The following is a 16,140-nucleotide window of genomic DNA, read 5'->3' as shown; positions in this document are numbered from 1 at the left end:
CCATCGACATGATCTCCGTCACACTGTAGAAAATCTCTATGGCAAACCCTTTCAAGGTGCCGCTCAATGCTCTTCGGGCGATAGAAATTGTCGGCCGCGGCGGCACGCTGTCGACGGCGGCGGACGAACTCGGCGTAACGCCAGGAGCCGTTAGTCAACATATCCGCAGGGCCGAAGAGCGGCTCGGATATGTCCTTTTCGAGAGGGATCGCACTGGATTGCGGCCAACGCCGGCGCTCGACGTCGCGCTGCCACATTTGCATCGCGGCTTCCAGGCGCTTGCAGACGGCGTCGCGGCCATTGAGCAGAGCCACAGCGGCACGCTGACGCTGTCCGCCGCGCCAGCCTTCGCGGCGCGCTGGCTGGTGCAGCGGCTTGGCCGGTTCTCGCGCGAAAACCCGGAGATCGAGATCCGCTTCTCGGCGACCGTTGCACTGGTCGATCTCAATCACAGCGATATCGACTGCGCGATCCGCCTCGGCCGAGGCAATTGGCCCGATCTTCAATCGGAATGCCTGCTGCCTCAGCCATTCTTCCCCGTGGCGACGCCAGAATGGTTGGCGAAGCTGAAGACACCGGCCGATCTCGCCCATGTGCCGGTCATCCACGACGAGGGCACGATGGTCGACTGGCGGGAGTGGTTCGCTGCGGCCGGCCAGCCAATGCCGGACCTTGCCGGCCCCCGCTTTTCCGACCCCATCCTCGGGCTCGAGGCGGCCATGGCCGGGCAGGGCGTGATGCTCGCATGGGACATGGTCGTCGCCGATGCACTGGCGCTCGGCCGCTTGGTGCGGCCGTTCGACGCCGAGGTCGAGAGCCGGTTCGCCTATTGGTTCGTCACCACCGAGGCGTCATCGCGCAGCCGCAAGGTGCGCCTCTTCCGCGATTGGCTGAAACGCGAGATCGCCCTGACGCAAGGCCGGCCATCGGCCTTCTGATCACGCGGCACACGGCATCCGGTGGTGCTGACCGTCCGGATCCCGTCGTGTGTCCCCCGCTGTCCGCGCCCTTGCGGCGATTCTTCTCACGCAGCGCCGCGATCAGGCGTCACCACATCGGCGAAATCGGACATTTCAAAAAGCGGCCGGATTTCAATCTCGCTCGGGCCGGGCATCGGGTTCGGGCAGCGCTTCACCCATGCCACGGCCTCGTCCATGTCCTTGACCTGCCAAAGCCAGAAGCCAGCCACAACCTCCTTCGTTTCCGCGAAGGGTCCGTCGATGACCATCCGGCTCGCGCCGTCAAAGGCGACGCGCTTGCCGTTGGAGGAGGGCTTGAGGCCATCGGCGGCCAGCAGGATGCCCGCGGCGGCGAGCTCATCGTTGAACCGCCCCATTGCGTCGAACAATTCGGTCGTCGGCAGCAGTCCGGCTTCCGAATCGGTCGTTGCCTTCACCAGAACCATCACACGCATCATCGTTCTCCCTTGATATCGCCAGTCGCGCCGGTTGCGCTCAGTGTGATGACGAACGGCGGGGCAGCCGGGACGACATTTGCGTCGAACTTTTTCAAGAGGCGCCGCTCTGCCCTCTGCCTGCGCTCTGTGTCGCAGCGCAAAGTCGCCTGAAGACCGGTTCCCTCGCGCGCCCGATCGGCTATGCATGCCAAAGCGCGACAAGGGGATTCCCATGACCGACTGGAACGACCGCATCCGTCTCGTCGAGACAGTTGAACTTTCCCGCAACTGGGGCAAGCTCGACCGGAACGTCTTCGATTATCAGCGCTCCGACGGATCGTGGCAGCGCCAGACGCGCGAAACCTATGATCGCGGTGATGGCGCGGCCGTTCTCGCTTACGACCCCGATCGTGGCACGGTCCTCCTGATCCGCCAGTTCCGCTTTCCCGCTTGGAAGCGCGGCCATCATGAACCGTTGATCGAAGTTTGTGCCGGCCTTCTCGATGCCGACGATCCGGTCACCTGCATCAAGAAGGAGGCCGAGGAGGAGATGGGCGTTGCCATCGACGAGCCTGAACTTGCGATCGCGGCCTTCATGTCGCCAGGCAGCGTCGTCGAGAAACTGCATCTCTTCGTTGCCCGCTATCGCCCGGGCGATCGCCGTGGCGCCGGCGGCGGCCATGTCTCCGAAGGCGAGGATATCGAGGTGCTGGAGCTTCCTTTCGAGGAGGCGATGGCCATGAGTTTCGATGGCCGCATCTGCGATGCCAAGACCATCATGTTGCTTCACTATGCGGCGCTGAAGGGCCTTCTCGCCCGCTGATAAACAGCTTCCGCGGCACGTCCGGGCGAGACCTTGGCGCCCGTATCCATTGATGTATTCTCCGCCCACGTATTTTGATGCCGTCGCCTCGAGACGGCTCGCCAGCAACGGACACCCGTCATGACCAGACTAGCGCCCCTTCTTGCCGCCGCCGTCTCGATCGCCTGTCTCGCCGGCGCGGGCACTGCCGAGGCCGCTGCCAAGGACCCGGCCTGCCGGCCGACCAAATGGACGCTATCCGTGCCGCAGGGCATGAGCGAGGGTCAGGCGGTGATCGCCGAATCGCCGGAAAATCACGTCTGGCGCGTGGGCGTCGGCGGCGTTCCGGCCGATGCGATGCTGATCATCGAGTACAAGAGCACCGTCGGCACCAAGGGTGAGGTGGTCCTGAATTCTGGCGCCGCCGAACTCGTTCAGGGGTCGATCGTCACAATGCGCCTGAAGCGCAGCGGCATGGGCGCCAAGGGCGTCGCGGTCGCCGGCACCTACAACATCAAGTGCGGAAAGTGATGCAGCCCTAGTAAACTGATCGCCTCCGCCGCGTGCTCAGGGCTGCGGCGTATCATAGCGGGCGCGCGCCGCGCGAACGCTGTCATGATTGGTGACCGCCCAGCGGGTGAGGGCGGTCATGGGTTCGACCAGCGAATTGCCGAGCGCCGTCAGTCGGTATTCCACGCGCGGCGGCGTGGTTGGAAAAACGGTGCGGCCGACGAGGCCATCGCGCTCGAGGCTGCGCAGAGTCACCGTCAGCATCCGCTGCGAAACGCCCCCGACCTGCCGCTTCAGTTCATTGAACCGCAGCGCACCGTCGGCGAGGCGCAGGACCACCAGAAAACTCCAGGCATCGCCAAGTCGGTCGAGCACATCGCGAACCGGACATTCCTCGGCCGATCGAGCGGCGTTTCCAAAACCGCCGATCAGTTCGCCGAGCGCCGGGGTGTGGGAGTGAGCCTCATCCCACTCGGTTTCGATGCGGGCCGTCGCTGTATCGATCATCACCCATTCCTCTGCTGCCACGCAGACGCAGTTCCGCCGGTGTGCCCAAGGGACAGACAGATGCGTTTTTCACGGATGCATGTCAAGCGCTTAGTTACTAGATGGAACCGAGCGCGCCAATCCATGCGGTGCCGCGTTCGTCTGCTGTCGACAAAGGAATGGACATGACCAGCGACTCCACACTTCTCGTCACGGGTGCCAGCGGGCATCTCGGCCGCCAGGTTATCGAGGCGCTGCTGGCTGCCGGGGCCGGCAAGGTCATCGGCACGACGCGCGATCCGGCAAAGCTCGCCGACCTCGCGGCCAAGGGCGCCGAAATCCGCCACGCCGATTTTGACGAGCCGGGGACGCTGGCCAACGCCTTTGTGGGCGCCGACCGGATGCTGCTGATTTCGACCGATGCCCTCGGGACGGATGGCAGGCGCTTGGCGCAGCACCGCGCAGCGATACAGGCGGCGGTGGCCGCCGGGGTGAATCACATCGTCTATCTGTCGGCGCCAGCGCCTTATCCGACGCCCGAGCCGAGCCTCATTGGCGATCACTACTGGACCGAGCAGGCGATCGCCGCCAGCGGCGTCGACTTCACATTCCTGCGCGACCATCTCTATACGGACTTGCTCGTCTATTCGCTGCCGCACGCGATCGAGACCGGCACGCTCTATACGGCAACCGGAACGGGAGGCCGCTCCTACGTCACGCGGGAAGATTGCGCGCGCACGGCGGCCGCAGCGCTGGCCAAGGCAACCGGAAAATCCGCCCTCGATGTCACCGGGCCCGCACCGTTGACGCAGGATGAGGTCGCAGCACTCGCCAGCGAGATTTCTGGCAGGCCGGTGAAGCATGTCGCGGTCCCGGCCGAGGGGCTTCGTCAGGGATTGACGGCTGCAGGGCTGCCCGCCGGCCTCGTCGAAGGTCTGGTGGCCTTCGACGTCGCGGCGGCGGAGGGCTTTCACGCGATCACCACGACCGTCGTGAAGGATTGGACGGGACAGGAGCCGCAGAGCGTCCGCGACTTCCTGCTCGAGAACCGCGCGGCGCTCGCGCCGAAGGGCTAATCGCTATTCGATGATGATGCGCGGCGCCGGCTTTGCCCCGGCGCCGCCAGCGATCGCCATGCTGATCCGCGTTGCAATGTCCCGGTAGACAGCCGCATGCGGGCCATCTGGCGCGCTGGCCACGATCGGCCTGCCGGCGTCCGACGTCTCGCGGATGACGAGGTCGAGCGGCACCTCGCCGAGGAACGGCACCCCAAGCCGCTCCGCCTCGTGCCGCGCCCCGCCATGGCTGAAGATGTCCGAGCGTCCGCCGCAATGCGGGCAGAGGAAATAGCTCATGTTCTCGACGATGCCGAGCACCGGCACATCGACCTTGCGGAACATCGCGAGGCCCTTGCGCGCATCGATGAGGGCGAGGTCCTGCGGCGTCGAGACGATGACCGCGCCGGCGAGCGGCACCTGCTGGGCCATGGTGAGTTGCGCATCACCGGTCCCCGGCGGCATGTCCACAACCAGAACGTCGAGCGGTGCCCAAGCCACCTCGCGCAGCATCTGCGTCAGCGCCGACATCACCATCGGGCCACGCCAGATCATGGGCGTCTCTTCCTCGACGAGGAATCCCATCGACATGGCCTTGATGCCGAAAGCCTCCATCGGCTTCAGAGTGCGCCCGTCCTGGGTCTCTGGCTTGCCAGAGAGGCCCAGCAGCCGCGGGACGGACGGACCATAGATATCGGCGTCGAGCAGGCCGACTTTCAGCCCGTTGGCCGCAAGGCCGAGCGCGATGTTGACAGCTGTGGTGGATTTGCCGACGCCGCCCTTGCCCGAGGCGACGGCGATGATTGCTCCAACGCCCGGAATGCCCGGTTTGCCGCTGGCCGAAGTCGGGGGGGCGGATGCGGCGGGCCGGGCAGGGCGGGGCGGAGGGGGGGCGCCCGCGCCGCCTTTGCGCTCGGCTGTTAGGATAACAAGCGTGCTCTCGACACCCGGCAGCGCCTTCACGGCTGCCGCGGCCTGCTCGCGGAGCGGCTCGAGCGCGTCGGCGCGAGCGGCATCCACGGTGATCGAGAACATGACCTTGCCGCCATGGATGACGATGTCGGAGATGAGCCCAAGCGAAACGAGGTCGCCGTTTCCGTCGGGCCCGGGAACGGCGGCGAGTCGCGCCAGAATCGCTTCGCGGTCGATAGAGGCCATGTCCTTGGAATCCTTGCGTTGGTTTTCGCTGGCAACCATGCGTCGATGACGTCTTTCGCACAAGGCGACGCCCTGGCGCACGGTTCAAAAGCTGATTGTTGCCAGCGTGTTAACAGGTGTTACCGAAACCTTACATGTCAAAGCATGACGATCCCTTGCAGTGTTGCATTTCCGTCATAGCGCCCCTGACGCCTTTCGCTATGATCACTTTACGGAATCGAAAGCGGTTCCGGTTGCTTTGCCTGTCACCCAGGGGTGGGGGACAACTCGGGCAGATGCAGCTGAACGGGGATTTGACGGACTTCGAGCGAGCCGACTGACTGGGATAATCGAAAGATTGTCTCGGGGGCGACGAGAAGAAAGAAACAGTCTCCTGGTTTAACCTTTTGGAGGTCAGGATATGAACTTCAAGACCCTTCTCCTCGGCTCTGCCGCTGCGATGATCGTGGCTGGTGGCGCTCAGGCGGCGGATCTCACGGTCGCCGAGCCGGTCGACTACGTGAAGGTCTGCGACGCTTTTGGCGCTGGCTTCTTCTATTCTCCCGGCACCGACACCTGCATCAAGGTCGGTGGCTACGTGAAGTTCGGTACCGCTTTCGGTGATACCGATTTCGGCACGTACAACTCGATCTACCCGAACAGCCAGTGGTCGAACTTCTACACGGAAGCCTCGGTCCAGCTGACGGCTTCGTCGGTCACCGAATTCGGTAACCTCACCGGCTTCCTCGACTTCCGTGCTCAGTCCGGCAACACCGGCTCGTTCACGCAGTCGGCGACGCAGACGGTCAACGCCGCCACCAACTCCGCCTATGTCGACAGCGCCTGGCTGTCGCTTGGTCCGGTCAAGGCTGGTCGCTTCACCTCGCTGTACGACTTCGGCCGTGGCTACACCGACACCGGCGCGTTCGGTTCGGACACCACCACCGATCACATCCAGCTGACCTATGCCGTCAACGGCTTCGGTCTTGCGATCTCGGTCGAAGACCAGCGTGACCGTGGCGCTGCTGGCAACACCGGCGATCCGGTGCTCAGCGGTTCGAGCTACTATCAGGGCGGCGAGAACAACATCCCCGACATCGTCGGTGCTGTGACCTACGCTTCGGGCATCTTCTCGACGAAGATTGCTGCGGCCTATGTCAACAACGCGGTTGACGTCAATGGCGGCTCGGGCACGATTGCCGACCCGTATGACATCAATGCGAAGACTGGCTGGGCCATCGGCGGCAGCGTCGAGTTCGCTCTCGACAGCTTCTCGCCCGGCGACAAGTTCTTCGTCACGGGTTCGTATGGCGACAACGCCAACTCGTACACCGGCATCGCCGGCGGTACGTCGGTTGCTAACCTGACCTCGACCTACGATGGCTCGTTCATCGCGTCGGCGGCTCCTGGTTCCAGCTGGTCGGCACTCGCTTCGTACAAGCATGTCTGGACCCCGACCGTCTGGTCGGCTGTTTCGGGCGGTTATGCTTCGTATGATGGCGATGGCTACTTCGACAACTTCACCGTCGATGCGTATCGCGGTGTGTTCTCGACGGGCTGGACCCCGGTCACCGGTCTCGATCTGATGCTCGATGGCCAGTACTCGCATGTTGACATCACCGACGGCCGCGTTGCGGGCGTCAACAACGATGACGACGGCGACGCTTGGACCGTCAACCTCTGGATGAAGCGCTCCTGGTAAGCTCTTCTCCTCGGAGATAAAGAGGCCCGGCGGATCATTCCGCCGGGCCTTTTCGTTTGTGCTCTGCCGAGCAGCCATCTTGGGAGAAGCAAGTTCATCTGGCAGCCGGCCAATCCGATGCGCGCAGCGACGAGGCCCTCGACCTTGGCTGTGAGGTCATCAGCGCCATGCTTATCTGCGCATGGTGGTGTCAGAACGGATGCAAATGTTGCCGGATCAAACTTCGGCCCTATTTGGGATTAGAGCCAGGATCACACGCCGTGGTGTCACGTGACGCCAACATCAGACGGCGGGCGGATAGCTAGGCGCGTCACCAGTCCTCACGCCGAAGTTTGGCGGCCGCAGGTCCCCACCCGGATTTAAGCGACATCGATGTCCGGCGACATTTTTGACCGGCTAGTCGCGAGGTCAGGATTATGATGAGACCCTCCGTTGATGGTGTTACGGCGCGGTCATTGCGCGTCGAGGCGGGTTTCTGAATGCAATGGACCGATCAGGCCATCGTGCTCGGCATGCGGCGGCTCGGTGATTCGAGTGCGGTGCTGGAATTGATGACGGCAAAGCGCGGCCGCCATCTCGGTGTCGTGCGCGGTGCGCGCTCGCGCCGCCTGGCGCCGATGCTGCAGCCCGGCAACCGCGTCGAAGCTACTTGGCGCGCCCGGCTGGACGAGCAGTTGGGCTTGTTCACAATCGAGCCGCTGACCATGCGTGCCGCCAAGCTGATCGAACGTCCGCTGTCGCTTTTTGCGCTGCAGGTTCTCGCCGGCCATCTGGGGCTGCTTGCGGAGCGGGAAAGTCATCCGGAACTGCATGGCGCGGTGGATTCAGCGCTCGACAGCTTCGCCGAGAGCCCCGGTCCGAGCGCCTTGGCTATCGCCGGCTTCGTCGCGCGCTTTGAACTCGCGTTCTTGAATGAAAGCGGCTTCGGGCTCGATCTCTCGCGCTGCGCCGTGACGGGCACGACGGAGGGTCTCGTCTTCGTCTCGCCGCGAACCGGCCGCGCGGTGAGTGGGCCGGCTGCTGCTGGCTATGAGGATCGGTTGCTGCCGCTGCCCAGGCTGCTATTCGGCCAACACGGCGCGAATGACGATCGGCGCGCGATTGACGAGGCGTTCCGCCTCACTGGCCACTTTCTCGATCGGCATATCTACCAGCCGCGTGCCTTAGCCGAACCATCGGCTCGACGCGAGCTCTTGACATGGATCGGCCGCGAACTCGCCGGAAGCGAGCCGCGGCCGGGTCTTAACGGCGGTTAGTCTTATTTCAGCTGGTCACAGAAGCTCTTGACCGCCGAGGAATAGCGCACCGGGTCGATCGTGACGTTGTCGCGACACGTATTCTTCGCTGCCGTCATCTGTTCGGCTGTCAGATTCGCTGTACCCATGCTGATGTCAAAGCCGAAGACATCCGTGTCTGCGATCGGGCCGCCTGGCTTGTCAGCCTCGCTCGAGGACTCGGTCGACTGGCCGTTGTCGGACTGGGCCGGCGTCGGGTTCGAAACCGCGGGCGGCGTCTGAACGGCCGGATTGTTCGCGTCCTGCGCAAATGCCGGGGTCATCGACAGCGTCGCGAAAACAATACCGGCCGTGAGAGCCTTGCTATACTTGGAAACGATCATTGGCGATCTCCCTGATTATGCAACGTTGCAGTAAAGCGACGTGTTGCAAATTTTGATTTCGGCGAAGACGTCGCCGCAACCTCGATAGATCGACGGTCAACTATCCGTCACGAGATCTAAACGATCAGGGTGATGATTTGTTCCGGTGAAAGCGCCGGGCACCATCCGCCAGGCGACACTGGACATGAAGGGGCGGCGGGCGCTCAGTGCCCCCAGCAGAACATTCTCACTTTCGGGGAGTAGCGCCAGGGCATCGCGACGATATCCTGCTTGCAGCGGTTGTTGATTGCGAGCTGCAGTCTTGGATCGAGGGAAGCCTTGAACGCCATCAGGGATGCGACGTCGCCGGGCACGCTGGTGAGGTCGAAGCCGAACACCTCCCAGTCTGGGACGGGCGCTGTGTGGCCGTCGTAATAGCTGAAGGCGTGGGCGTGACCAGATGAGAGCGTCGTGAGCGCAAGGGCCGAGACAAAAGCGGCGGCGATGAGCATCGAAGCTGAGCGGATCATGGCGGACATCCCTGGTATCGTCCTTCAACAGGCGTGCATCGAGCCATCATGCCCGATCAGCATGACTGCTTCCATAACGCGGCGCGGGCCTCGGGGTTCGTTCCGAACAGGAAAAGCTACTGCGCGTCATGCGAATGTCTGCACTTCGGCGATAATGAGATGATTCGTCGGCTTTGCCGCCACAGCCCTGATGATGTCCGAGGCCCTCCTTGCGCTACGCTCTCTATGCCACGCCCGCCGCCGATGACCCTCTCTGCCTCGCTGCTGTCGCGTGGCTCGGACGAGATGCATTCGGAGGACTGGAAGGTCCGCTGCCGGAGGTCGAAGGGCTCGCGGCCGGCACTCTGGAAGCCTATCTCGCCGACCCGGCCCGCTATGGCTTCCACGGAACGCTGAAGGCGCCGTTTTCCTTGGCCTCCGACGCCGATGAAGCGGGACTTCTTGCGGCCGTCGATCGCTTCGCGGCTCAATCGGCTCGCATCACGATCCCTGAACTGGTCGTCCGCCGGCTCGGTCGCTTCTTTGCGCTCGTCCCGAATGAGCCGGTTGCGGCGCTTGACGCCTGGGCCGGCCGCGTGGTCAGCGATTTCGACGCATTTCGCGCGCCGCTCTCGGACGCGGATATCGAGCGGCGGCGCAAATCGGGCCTGACGCTGGACGAGGAAGCCAATCTGCTGCGCTGGGGCTATCCCTATGTCTTCGACGCCTTTCGATTCCATATGTCGCTGACCGGGCGCGTTCCGCGAGAGGACATGGAGGCTGTCGATACGGCGTTGCGCAGCCACTTTGCAGCGTTTGAAGGCAAGCCCTTCGTCATCGATCGCCTCGCGGTCTTCGTCGAGCCGGAGCGGGGCGCGCCCTTCGGCATCCGTCATGTTGCGCAGCTGGGCGGCGATCGGCCAATCTGAAGCTAAGCCTTTTCTTGAGCTTGGCTGTTTCCCAGCCTTGGCTTAGGCTCGGCTTGCGCCGCCGTATTGCGGCCTCGGGATTTCCATCATGAGACCTTTGACCACCGCCACGCTGTTGCTCATGCTTCTTGCTGGTCCGGCCCTTGCCGATGGCGCGCGATTGACCGGCCTGCCATCTGCGTTGCTCTCAGGCGATGCGGCCGAGGGCACGCAGCACGAAGTTCCGAACATGCCTGCCCCGACGATCACTGCGGGTCCCGCGACGATCGTGCTCGGGGAAACGCTCCTGGGGGATCTGCAGGATGCCTTTGGCGGCACGTTGCAGCACGCGGCGGATGGCAGCGTATCGGCTGACTGGCTCTGCTATGCAGCGGGGTCGGGCGACCAGCAGCAGTTGATCTGGTTCGTCTCCGACGGCCAGGCCGGCGGTTCAGAGCACAAGGTCACGCTCGTCGGCGCCAACTATGCCGCGCCTAAGGCCGGCTGCGATGCCGCACCCTCGTCGCTTGCTGGCTTGACGATGCAGGCACCCGGCCTCGGCGGGAGCATTTCCGACCTTGAAACGACCTTCGGAACGGTTGCTGCGCGCAACAATATGGTGGCCTATCTCAACCAGAGCGCGGCGGTTCAGGGCGGGGCAACGACCTTCCAGAGCCTTAACTATCTTCTGAACAACGACATCATCATCGGCTTCGCGGCGAGCCAGGCCACGGTTCCCTGAAAAAGCGGTGCGTCGGAGCCGTCTCTGACGCGGAGGCGCTGATCCGGCCCTTCATCTGTCTTTGACCTCGCCATCGGGCTCCGGCAACGGACGCGGCTTCCGGGCGGCGTCGATCGCGACGAATGTGAAGGTGGCGTGCGTCACTTTGGTGATGTCGTCGCTTTCGCGGTTGCGACGCCAGGCCTCGACGAAAACCCGCATCGAACTGCGGCCCGTCGAAACGATGCGCCCATAGATCGTCACCTCGTCGCCGACCTGCACGGGGCTCAGGAACGACATGCCTTCGACCGCCGCGGTAACCGTCCGGCCGCGCGCCCGCCGTGTCGCGATCGTGCTGGCGCCAAGATCCATCTGCGACATCAGCCAGCCGCCGAAGATATCGCCTGCCGGATTGGTGTCGCGCGGCATGGCGATCGTGCGGATCACCGGGATCGTGGTGTGGTCTGGCGTGGCGTCGAGTGAAGACTCGACATGGGCGGGGAGGGCCTTGGTCGCTTTCGGGTCGTGGCTCAACGCGGACTCCAGCTGGTTGTCGCAGCGAAGTGTAGGCGATCGCGGCGAGCTTGAGCACCCCGGATCAGCTTGCTCCCCCGGCGTTTGGAACAGTGCTAGGGTAGGAATCGCTTTGCGGGGGAGTTTTTGATGCAGAAGCTGTTCAGAATTCTGGTGTTGACGTTCGGCGTCCTGGCAACGGTGGCGCTGCCGATGCTTTCGGCGCCGCCGGCCGAGGCGCGCGCTGCCTGCGGACCACGCGGCTGCGCCGCAGCAGGCTGCGGACGTTATGGCTGCGCGGCCGGTGCAACCCGGCGGCCGGCTTACCGGCCCGCGCCTGTCTATCGCCATCCGGTCTATCGGCCGCCGGGCGTGGTCGTGGTCAACCCGCGCCGCTATTGGCCGCCAGGTGGCGCCGTCGCGGCCGGCGCGGCGATCGGCTTCATCGCGGGCGCCGCCGCCGTCTCGGTGGCGGGCGCAGCGCCGAAGCCGGGCTATTGCTGGTATTATACGAACCCGCAGAAGACGACCGGGTTCTGGGACGTCTGTCCCTGAGACGATCAGGGCGGCCGGCCCGATGGGCCGGCCGCCTGTTCAGAGCGTTCGGGCCAGCGCTGCCAATTGGTCCGTGCATTGGTTCCATCCCTGATGGAATCCCATTTGCTCGTGTGCCGCCCGATCTTCCGCAGACCAGTGCTGGACGCGGGCGGTGTAGCGCGTCTTGCCGTCCTCGTCGGCAAAGGTGACCGTTCCGACCATGAAAGCCTTCTGCGATGGCAGCCAGGCCTCGGTGAAGGCGTCGGTAAATACGAGCTTCTCATTCGGCACGACCTCGAGGAAGACGCCCGGATTGGCGAAATCCTCGCCAGCCGGACTGCGCATCACGATGCGGCTCGTGCCACCGATGCGAAGGTCGAGTTCGGCCGAGGGCGTCGTCCACGGCGCGGGCGCAAACCACTTCTTGATCAGCTCAGGCTCTGTCCAGCAGCGATAAAGGCTGGCGCGCGGCGCATCGATCAGGCGCGTGATGATCAACTCGCGATCGCCAGGTTCGGTGATGCTCATCAATGTCTCTCCTCGTGGCTCCGTGACAAGGACGCTTGCGGTCCCCAGGATCCGACAATCCCCTTGATCGCAGAGATAAGTTGGGCTCGCATCGGCAATCGTCACCCATTCTCGCATCGCCTGTCGGCAGGCGTAGGGTGCCAATCGTCCTAGCTGCGATGTGGAAGGGAATCCCATGCTCTACGCCATCCTTTGCTATCATTCCGAAGACGTCGTCGGTTCCTGGACCAAGGAGGAAGACGCGGCCGTCATGGCGAAGCTTGCGGTCGTCCAGGACAAGCTGGCCCGCGAGGGCAGGCTCGGGCCTGTGGCTCGGCTTCTGCCGACGACAGCGGCGACGACGCTGCGCAAGGATCAGGATCCGCCATTGGTGCTCGATGGTCCCTATGCCGAGACCAAGGAGCAACTGCTCGGCTTCTATCTTGTGGAGGGCGGCTCGCTTGAAGATGTCCTGGACACGACACGCGAACTCGCAGCCGCCAACCCCGGTGGTGCCTATGAAGTGCGGCCCGTCGGCGCCTTCTTTCCCGGGGCACTCCGACCATGACCGATATCGGCTGGATCGAGACGGCGGTTTCCGCGGCGCGGCCGAAGGCGATCAGCGCGCTGCTTCGCTATTTCCGCGATCTCGACATCGCCGAGGAGGCGTTCCAGGAAGCGTGTCTGAAGGCGCTCAATCTCTGGCCCCAGAACGGGCCGCCGCGCGATCCTTGCGCCTGGCTGATTTTCGTCGGCCGCAATGCCGCCATTGATGTCGTTCGCAGGCGCAGTCGCGAGGCCGAGCTTCCAGAGGAATCGGTGCTCTCAGACCTTGGCGATGCGGAGAGTTCGCTGGCCGATCGGCTCGATGACGCCCATTATCGCGACGACATCCTGCGGCTGCTCTTCATCTGTTGCCACCCTGACATCGCGACAACGCAGCAGATCGCGCTTGCGCTGCGCATCGTCTCCGGCCTTACGGTTCCGCAGATCGCGCGCGCCTTTCTCGTAAGCGAAAGCGCGATGGAGCAGCGCATCACCCGCGCCAAGAGCCGCGTGGCAAAGGCCGGCGTGCCATTCGAGACGCCGGGGCCCGTCGAGCGGGCCGAGCGTCTCGCGGCGGTCGCCACCATGATCTATCTCGTCTTCAACGAGGGGTATTCCGCCGCATCCGGAGACCTTGCTCGCGCCCGGCTCTGCGACGAGGCGATCCGGCTGGCGCGCCTGTTGTTGCGCCTCTTTCCGGCCGAGCCTGAGATCATGGGCCTCACGGCGATGATGCTGCTCCAGCATGCGCGCCTCGCGGCGCGCTTCGATGCTGATGGCGCGGTGGTCCTGCTCGACGATCAGGACCGCGGCCTCTGGAACGGCGCGATGATCGCGGAGGGCCTCGCGCTCATCGACAAGGCCATGCGCCATCGCCGTCCCGGGCCGTATCTCATCCAGGCGGCGATCGCGGCCCTGCATGCGAGAGCCGCGCGGCCGGAGGACACCGACTGGCCGCAGATCGACCTTCTCTATGCAACGCTCGAACATATCCAGCCCTCACCGGTGGTGACGCTGAACCGGGCCGTCGCAGTTTCCAAGGTCGCGGGGCCGGAGGCGGCGCTGACGATGATCGCGCCTTTGGCGGAACCGCTCGGCGGCTATTTTCATTATTTTGGCTTGCGGGGCGCATTGCTGAGCCAGCTTGGACGCGTTGACGAAGCCCGCGATGCGTATGACCGGGCAATCGCGCTGGCGCGAACGGCAGCGGAAGCGGCGCATATCCGTATGCATCTCGACCGTCTGGATGCGACGCCGATAAACATGCCGGCGTCCAGCGGCTGATTGGTTCGCTTGTCGGCTTCGGCTTTTATCAACCGTCCTTGCAGCGAAGCCCGCCCGAAGGTGGTGCGGCTCGACAAGAAGGAGACGAAGATGACCGAGACGACGGCTTCATCCAACACGATCGTCGGCGTAGTTCCCTATCTCAGCGTCGATGGCGCGGTGAAGGCGGCCGAGCTCTACGCACGGGCATTCGGCGCCGAGGAAATCGCCCGCCATCCGGTCGATGACCAAGGCCGCACCATGCACATTCATCTGACCATCCATGGCGGATCGGTGATGCTGTGTGACTTTTACCCTGAGCATGGTTATCCGGCGGTGAGGCCACAGGCATTCACCATGCATCTGCAGGTCCCGGATCCGGATGTCTGGTGGAATCGCGCCGAGGCGGCGGGCCTCGAAATCGTGACCCCGCTGCAGAAAATGTTCTGGGGTGATCGCTACGGCCAGCTCAAGGACCCCTTTGGCGTCCTCTGGTCGATCGGCGGCACCTGAGCAACGAAAACTAAAGAAAACGGCGGCGCGGATCGCTCCGCACCGCCGCGTCATTCATTCATGCCCGATCAGGCGGCGGCGGATGCCGCGCCTTCGATCGCCACTTCCGAGATCGTCTTCAGGATCTGCGAAGCGATCTGGTAGGGGTCGCCCTGGGAATTCGGGCGGCGATCCTCGAGATAGCCCTTGTAGTCGTTCTTGACGAACGAATGCGGGACGCGGATCGAAGCGCCGCGATCAGCCACGCCATAGCTGAACTTGTTCCACGGCGCGGTCTCATGTTTGCCGGTCAGTCGCTTGTCGTTGTCCGGGCCGTATACAGCGATATGGTCGTGCAGGTTCTTTTCGAATGCCGCCATCAGCTGCTCGAAATAGGCCTTACCGCCGGTTTCACGCATATACTGGGTCGAGAAGTTGGCATGCATGCCCGAGCCGTTCCAATCCGTGTCGCCAAGCGGCTTGCAGTGGAACTCGATGTCGACACCGTACTTCTCGGTGAGGCGCAGCAGCAGGTAGCGCGCCATCCAGACCTCGTCGGCCGCCTTCTTGGAGCCCTTGCCGAAAATCTGGAATTCCCACTGGCCCTTCGCCACTTCGGCGTTGATGCCCTCGTGATTGATGCCGGCGGCGAGGCAAAGCTCGAGATGCTCCTCGACGATCTCGCGTGCGACGTTGCCGACATTCTTGAAGCCGACACCGGTGTAATACGGGCCCTGCGGGGCGGGATAGCCGCTCTCCGGGAAGCCGAGCGGACGGCCGTCCTTGTAGAAGAAGTATTCCTGCTCGAAACCGAACCAAGCGCCGGCATCGTCGAGGATGGTGGCGCGCTTGTTTGAAGAGTGCGGCGTGACACCATCGGGCATCATGACCTCGCACATGACGAGGGCGCCGTTCTTGCGGGCGGGATCAGGGTAGATAGCGACCGGCTTCAGAACGCAATCCGAGCTGCGACCCTCGGCCTGCATGGTCGAAGAGCCATCGAAGCCCCATAGCGGAAGCTCTTCAAGGGTCGGGAATACGTCGAACTCCTTGATCTGCGTCTTGCCACGCAGACTCGGCACGGGCGTGTACCCGTCGAGCCAAATGTACTCCAGTTTAAACTTTGTCATTTAGGTCTCTCGTTAGGTGATGACGCAAAGCGCCCCAGAACCTCTCGCTGCCAGCCCCGCCGCCTGATCGGATCGCTAGCGCCGTCCATGATGAAGCATTTTGCATGCCATTCTACGCGGCACGGCGTCGCGACCACCTTGGCGACGGATGAATCGTCAGGCATGGCGCATTCTTCACCGTAGGCCTGGCGGCGCATAGACCCTGCGAGAGACCGCAGAACGCACTGTTCTTGAGCGCCAAAAAGCGGCATGGCGCATTGTGAGGCAGGCAGGCGCGTCAAAACGCCCATGGGGCGGGCGGGGTGATGCGGAGCGCGGACCGACGGGTC

The 16,140-nt window shown here is 63.8% G+C and carries 20 protein-coding genes; 12 read left to right on the top strand and 8 right to left on the bottom strand.

The features are described from left to right. Nucleotides 1-38 precede the first annotated feature (38 nt). A complete protein-coding gene (locus BUB39_RS01170; RefSeq protein ID WP_073051214.1) occupies nucleotides 39-938 on the top strand; it encodes a LysR substrate-binding domain-containing protein in 900 nt (299 codons plus the stop codon). Between the two features lie 86 nt (nucleotides 939-1,024). On the opposite strand, the gene BUB39_RS01165 is transcribed toward BUB39_RS01170, so the two are convergent. Beyond that, a complete protein-coding gene (locus tag BUB39_RS01165; RefSeq protein ID WP_073051212.1) occupies nucleotides 1,025-1,414 on the bottom strand; it encodes a YciI family protein in 390 nt (129 codons plus the stop codon). Between the two features lie 214 nt (nucleotides 1,415-1,628). Between BUB39_RS01165 and BUB39_RS01160 the strand changes: the two genes are divergently transcribed. Both BUB39_RS01160 and BUB39_RS01155 read left to right on the top strand, forming a co-directional pair. Next, nucleotides 1,629-2,219 (top strand): NUDIX domain-containing protein, encoded by a 591-nt coding sequence (locus BUB39_RS01160; RefSeq protein ID WP_073052661.1) that lies wholly within the window; start codon nucleotides 1,629-1,631, stop codon nucleotides 2,217-2,219. 120 nt (nucleotides 2,220-2,339) lie between these two features. Further along, nucleotides 2,340-2,729, top strand: a complete 390-nt coding sequence (locus tag BUB39_RS01155) for a hypothetical protein (protein ID WP_073051210.1) — start codon at nucleotides 2,340-2,342, stop codon at nucleotides 2,727-2,729. 36 nt (nucleotides 2,730-2,765) lie between these two features. Here BUB39_RS01155 and BUB39_RS01150 read toward each other — a convergent pair whose 3' ends face one another. After that, nucleotides 2,766-3,215, bottom strand: a complete 450-nt coding sequence (locus BUB39_RS01150; protein ID WP_084526822.1) for a winged helix-turn-helix transcriptional regulator — start codon at nucleotides 3,213-3,215, stop codon at nucleotides 2,766-2,768. Nucleotides 3,216-3,379: 164 nt separating this feature from the next. Here BUB39_RS01150 and BUB39_RS01145 point away from each other — a divergent pair, with 164 nt between their 5' ends. Continuing rightward, nucleotides 3,380-4,270, top strand: coding sequence for an NAD(P)H-binding protein (locus BUB39_RS01145; protein ID WP_073052659.1), 891 nt, complete (start codon nucleotides 3,380-3,382; stop codon nucleotides 4,268-4,270). A gap of 3 nt (nucleotides 4,271-4,273) precedes the next feature. On the opposite strand, the gene BUB39_RS01140 is transcribed toward BUB39_RS01145, so the two are convergent. After that, nucleotides 4,274-5,407, bottom strand: coding sequence for an Mrp/NBP35 family ATP-binding protein (locus tag BUB39_RS01140; RefSeq protein WP_073052658.1), 1,134 nt, complete (start codon nucleotides 5,405-5,407; stop codon nucleotides 4,274-4,276). Between the two features lie 400 nt (nucleotides 5,408-5,807). Here BUB39_RS01140 and BUB39_RS01130 point away from each other — a divergent pair, with 400 nt between their 5' ends. Beyond that, complete coding sequence (locus BUB39_RS01130; protein ID WP_073051206.1) at nucleotides 5,808-7,088, top strand: porin; 1,281 nt, start codon at nucleotides 5,808-5,810, stop codon at nucleotides 7,086-7,088. Between the two features lie 479 nt (nucleotides 7,089-7,567). Beyond that, nucleotides 7,568-8,344, top strand: a complete 777-nt coding sequence (gene recO / locus BUB39_RS01125) for a DNA repair protein RecO (protein WP_073051204.1) — start codon at nucleotides 7,568-7,570, stop codon at nucleotides 8,342-8,344. A 2-nt stretch (nucleotides 8,345-8,346) separates the two neighbouring features. Here recO and BUB39_RS01120 read toward each other — a convergent pair whose 3' ends face one another. Both BUB39_RS01120 and BUB39_RS01115 read right to left on the bottom strand, forming a co-directional pair. Then, nucleotides 8,347-8,706, bottom strand: coding sequence for a hypothetical protein (locus tag BUB39_RS01120; protein ID WP_073051202.1), 360 nt, complete (start codon nucleotides 8,704-8,706; stop codon nucleotides 8,347-8,349). A 203-nt stretch (nucleotides 8,707-8,909) separates the two neighbouring features. Next, on the bottom strand, nucleotides 8,910-9,215 hold the full coding sequence (locus tag BUB39_RS01115) for a hypothetical protein (RefSeq protein WP_139251300.1): 306 nt from the start codon (nucleotides 9,213-9,215) through the stop codon (nucleotides 8,910-8,912). A 209-nt stretch (nucleotides 9,216-9,424) separates the two neighbouring features. Between BUB39_RS01115 and BUB39_RS01110 the strand changes: the two genes are divergently transcribed. Continuing rightward, on the top strand, nucleotides 9,425-10,123 hold the full coding sequence (locus BUB39_RS01110) for a DUF1045 domain-containing protein (RefSeq protein ID WP_073051198.1): 699 nt from the start codon (nucleotides 9,425-9,427) through the stop codon (nucleotides 10,121-10,123). 88 nt (nucleotides 10,124-10,211) lie between these two features. Further along, on the top strand, nucleotides 10,212-10,844 hold the full coding sequence (locus BUB39_RS01105; RefSeq protein WP_139251299.1) for a hypothetical protein: 633 nt from the start codon (nucleotides 10,212-10,214) through the stop codon (nucleotides 10,842-10,844). A 51-nt stretch (nucleotides 10,845-10,895) separates the two neighbouring features. On the opposite strand, the gene BUB39_RS01100 is transcribed toward BUB39_RS01105, so the two are convergent. Continuing rightward, on the bottom strand, nucleotides 10,896-11,252 hold the full coding sequence (locus BUB39_RS01100; protein WP_084527076.1) for an acyl-CoA thioesterase: 357 nt from the start codon (nucleotides 11,250-11,252) through the stop codon (nucleotides 10,896-10,898). 234 nt (nucleotides 11,253-11,486) lie between these two features. Between BUB39_RS01100 and BUB39_RS01095 the strand changes: the two genes are divergently transcribed. Continuing rightward, on the top strand, nucleotides 11,487-11,891 hold the full coding sequence (locus BUB39_RS01095) for a hypothetical protein (protein WP_073051194.1): 405 nt from the start codon (nucleotides 11,487-11,489) through the stop codon (nucleotides 11,889-11,891). A gap of 39 nt (nucleotides 11,892-11,930) precedes the next feature. Here BUB39_RS01095 and BUB39_RS01090 read toward each other — a convergent pair whose 3' ends face one another. Next, on the bottom strand, nucleotides 11,931-12,401 hold the full coding sequence (locus BUB39_RS01090; protein WP_139251298.1) for an SRPBCC family protein: 471 nt from the start codon (nucleotides 12,399-12,401) through the stop codon (nucleotides 11,931-11,933). A gap of 175 nt (nucleotides 12,402-12,576) precedes the next feature. On the opposite strand from BUB39_RS01090, the gene BUB39_RS01085 reads away from it, so the two are divergent. The 3 genes from BUB39_RS01085 (at nucleotide 12,577) to BUB39_RS01075 (ending at nucleotide 14,702) form a co-directional block, all read left to right on the top strand. Next, nucleotides 12,577-12,948, top strand: a complete 372-nt coding sequence (locus tag BUB39_RS01085) for a YciI family protein (protein ID WP_073051193.1) — start codon at nucleotides 12,577-12,579, stop codon at nucleotides 12,946-12,948. Beyond that, nucleotides 12,945-14,210 carry an RNA polymerase sigma factor gene (locus BUB39_RS01080; RefSeq protein ID WP_073051190.1) on the top strand — a complete coding sequence of 422 codons (1,266 nt, stop codon included), beginning with the start codon at nucleotides 12,945-12,947 and terminating at the stop codon, nucleotides 14,208-14,210. Before BUB39_RS01085 ends, BUB39_RS01080 begins: the two co-directional genes overlap by 4 nt. A 90-nt stretch (nucleotides 14,211-14,300) precedes the next feature. Continuing rightward, a complete protein-coding gene (locus BUB39_RS01075) occupies nucleotides 14,301-14,702 on the top strand; it encodes a VOC family protein (protein ID WP_073052655.1) in 402 nt (133 codons plus the stop codon). A 68-nt stretch (nucleotides 14,703-14,770) separates the two neighbouring features. Here BUB39_RS01075 and BUB39_RS01070 read toward each other — a convergent pair whose 3' ends face one another. Further along, on the bottom strand, nucleotides 14,771-15,811 hold the full coding sequence (locus tag BUB39_RS01070) for a glutamine synthetase beta-grasp domain-containing protein (RefSeq protein ID WP_073051189.1): 1,041 nt from the start codon (nucleotides 15,809-15,811) through the stop codon (nucleotides 14,771-14,773). Nucleotides 15,812-16,140 lie beyond the last annotated feature (329 nt).

This window comes from Kaistia soli DSM 19436, assembly GCF_900129325.1.
GTDB lineage: Bacteria > Pseudomonadota > Alphaproteobacteria > Rhizobiales > Kaistiaceae > Kaistia > Kaistia soli.
The sequence above is the reverse complement of the archived record's forward strand: the minus strand, read 5'-3'. Positions and strand labels throughout refer to the sequence as shown.